The organism is Limnospira sp. PMC 1279.21 (genome assembly GCF_032349615.1).
Lineage (GTDB): Bacteria > Cyanobacteriota > Cyanobacteriia > Cyanobacteriales > Microcoleaceae > Limnospira > Limnospira fusiformis.
On sequence record NZ_JARPLU010000320.1, the window covers coordinates 1 to 2,662 of the forward strand.

Here is a 2,662-nt window from a genome sequence, read left to right on the forward strand (position 1 = left end):
TGCCATGGATTCCGTTCTCCAAGCTGCGTCCTAACCACCTTGACTAATGCTATACGTCCTAACTTTTCTGTCTTGTGCTATAGCTCTGAACAAAGAAGGACAAAGCAGCGGTTGGTATCGCTGTGCCACTGACAATGTGGGCATCCACACCAGGAGCCGTGTGAGGTGAAAATCTCAAGCACGGTTTTGAATGGGAGGGGATGGAGGTGACTCCATTCTCGACCCCTACCCGATTTGTTACAGAGCGTGTTGACCTTGGGTTCCCTGCCTAATTTTGGTATCTTGGGATACAAAACTTAGGGACATATAAACAGTTATGGGGTCGGTCAGGAGTGCGTTCCTTGTATTCCGCCTAGGGGATGAAACCCCCACCAGGCGGCTATTTCAGGTATTTCAACCCTATTTCATGCCTGAAGGTTTCGCACTTATGACTTGTTTCTGGGTTTCATCCTCAGTTTAGGAAATCAGACCAGATATTAGTTGACTAAGTTCTCCTTGTGTTTGAGTTTGCTGTTGGCTGAGTTCCTGAATTTGATTAAATTGTGTTAACAACGATTCGATCTGCTCTTGTAAATTATTCCAGTTTTCCTCAAGGGATGGTAGTAATTCTTCATAGAGATTAGCGCGACCTTGAATTTCAGCTAACGTTTGTTTTTGTTTAATCCAACTCTGTTCTTGGGCTTCTAGTTGCTGACGTTTCTGTTCCTGTTCAGTTTCTTGTTGGGACAATTGCGCGTCCGTGTTAGAAATTTCAGTTTTTAATTGTTCCGTGCGATCGCGCAACTGCTCAAGTTCACTTCGGCTGGCTTGCTGCTGTTTTTCAATAGCAGCCAGAATTGACGGAAAGCCAAGAGCAACCCCCATATCAACAGTTCCGGCGCTACCTTGTCGTTGTAGCAAAACCGCTTGATACTGGTTCATGTGGTCTTCCCTTTCCCCCAAAGTCCGACGCTGTCCTTCTAGGGTTTTATTCAGCATTTGATAGGCATCTTGTTCATCGGCTAGATCCGATTCTTTCTGAGCGCGAACGCTCCCAGAAGCCCGATTAATTTCCTGTTGAAGTTCCTCAATTTCCTCTTGTTTGTATTTGAGTTCCTCTTCTTGTTCTTTAACCATGCGGAACCATCGATCCCATTCTTCCTGCAAGCGTTGAACTTCCGCCTGTAGTTGTTCAATGGGCATTTTCTGCAAGGGTGCCGTATCTACCTTAACTCCAGAAGTGGAACGACTAGCAACCGACTCAGAAAGACGTTGCAGTTGCTCTAACAGGGCCTGTCGGTATTCAATATTTTGTTCTAATCGCTGAATTTGTTGTTCATTGAATTCCAACAGATTTTGGCGGGAGTTCAGTTGTGCCCGATCATTTAACAACGTGATGTGGGACTGATGCCATTCTGACCACTGATGGCGCAGTGTAGTCACTTGGTCTACCTCCTGCTGCAACTCAGAAGCACGGTTGCGGTGTTCTTCCATTTGCTGACGGTAGGTTTGTCCTACAGAGATGCCATCATTGATCTGGTTTTGGGCTCGCTCTATCAATTCTCTGAGAGACTCGATAGAGTTACCACCTGAGAGTAGCTCCAGAAGTGCTTGCATTTCTTGGGCTTTTTCTGGGCTTAATCCTTTATGGGTTTCCAGTTCTGCCCGCTGTTCCTCAAGCGATCGCTTTTCTTCTTCAAGTTGCGATCGGCTACTCTCAACTTCGTGGCGAGCCTTGTCTATTTCAGCTCGCAGTTTCTCCTCTTGTTGTTTGCTCCTTTCCAGGCTCTGTCGCTGTTGTTCGAGCTTATCGAGTTCAGCTTCCAGATGATCCATCTGTTCTCGCCGAGATTCCATTTCCATTTCTCGGCGATTTAGTTCTTGTTCTCGGCGATTTAGTTCTTGAGTTTGGTAGGTGAGGGATTCTTTCCACTGTTCGATTTCTTCTTGTTGATTTTTGAATCTGTCTTGCAATCGGGAAAAATCTTCAAGAATTCTGACCAGTTTTTTGCCGTCCTCGATGCGCTGAACTTGTTTGCTGGCATTGAGTTCGACTAACACTAGAGCGCCATCCTTATAGCTGTTGGCATCCTCCGCCGGAACCAGATCGTCCCCCGGTACGGCGCTCCAATTGTTCTCGCCCCGCTGACAAACCAGCAACTTGAGTTCAGCCCGACCGCCACCTATAAAACCACTTTTCTGCTTTTGTACTTCCGCTAAATAAAGCACGGTGATTATCCTCTGATGCTGTTTAAGCTTTATTCCTAGGTTTAATCATATTCTGGTTTTCGATGTTAACAGTGGGTTGTTGACTGACCTTTAGTGAGGTACTCCCGACACTGATGCCAGATTATGGTGCGGGCTTCTCCCACAAGCTCGTGTATTACCACCGCTTATCGGGTTCGAGCCTTTTATAGTGAGTATTCCGCCTAGCCCCACTATCCAATATTTTCTCCAAATGTGACGATAGCAGTCCCCGCTGGTTATAATTACGCTTGAACATGGTAGCACACACCGCACCAATTCATCTGACCCGATCACAATGGAATGGGCTATCTGGAGCGCTGGAGTATCACAATATTTAAGTTTACCCTACTTTTGACCAAAGCTAATGGGATACAAGCCCCGCAGCAATTCTCATTTTGGCGAAAACCTGTTCAAGTCCCCGATTAGGGGTCGAGAA

General features: G+C 46.3%; 1 protein-coding gene. It reads right to left on the reverse strand.

Annotated features, from left to right (window positions below):
- Positions 1-456: 456 nt before the first annotated feature.
- Complete coding sequence (gene hmpF / locus P5683_RS24085; RefSeq protein WP_006620975.1) at positions 457-2,208, reverse strand: pilus motility taxis protein HmpF; 1,752 nt, start codon at positions 2,206-2,208, stop codon at positions 457-459.
- Positions 2,209-2,662 lie beyond the last annotated feature (454 nt).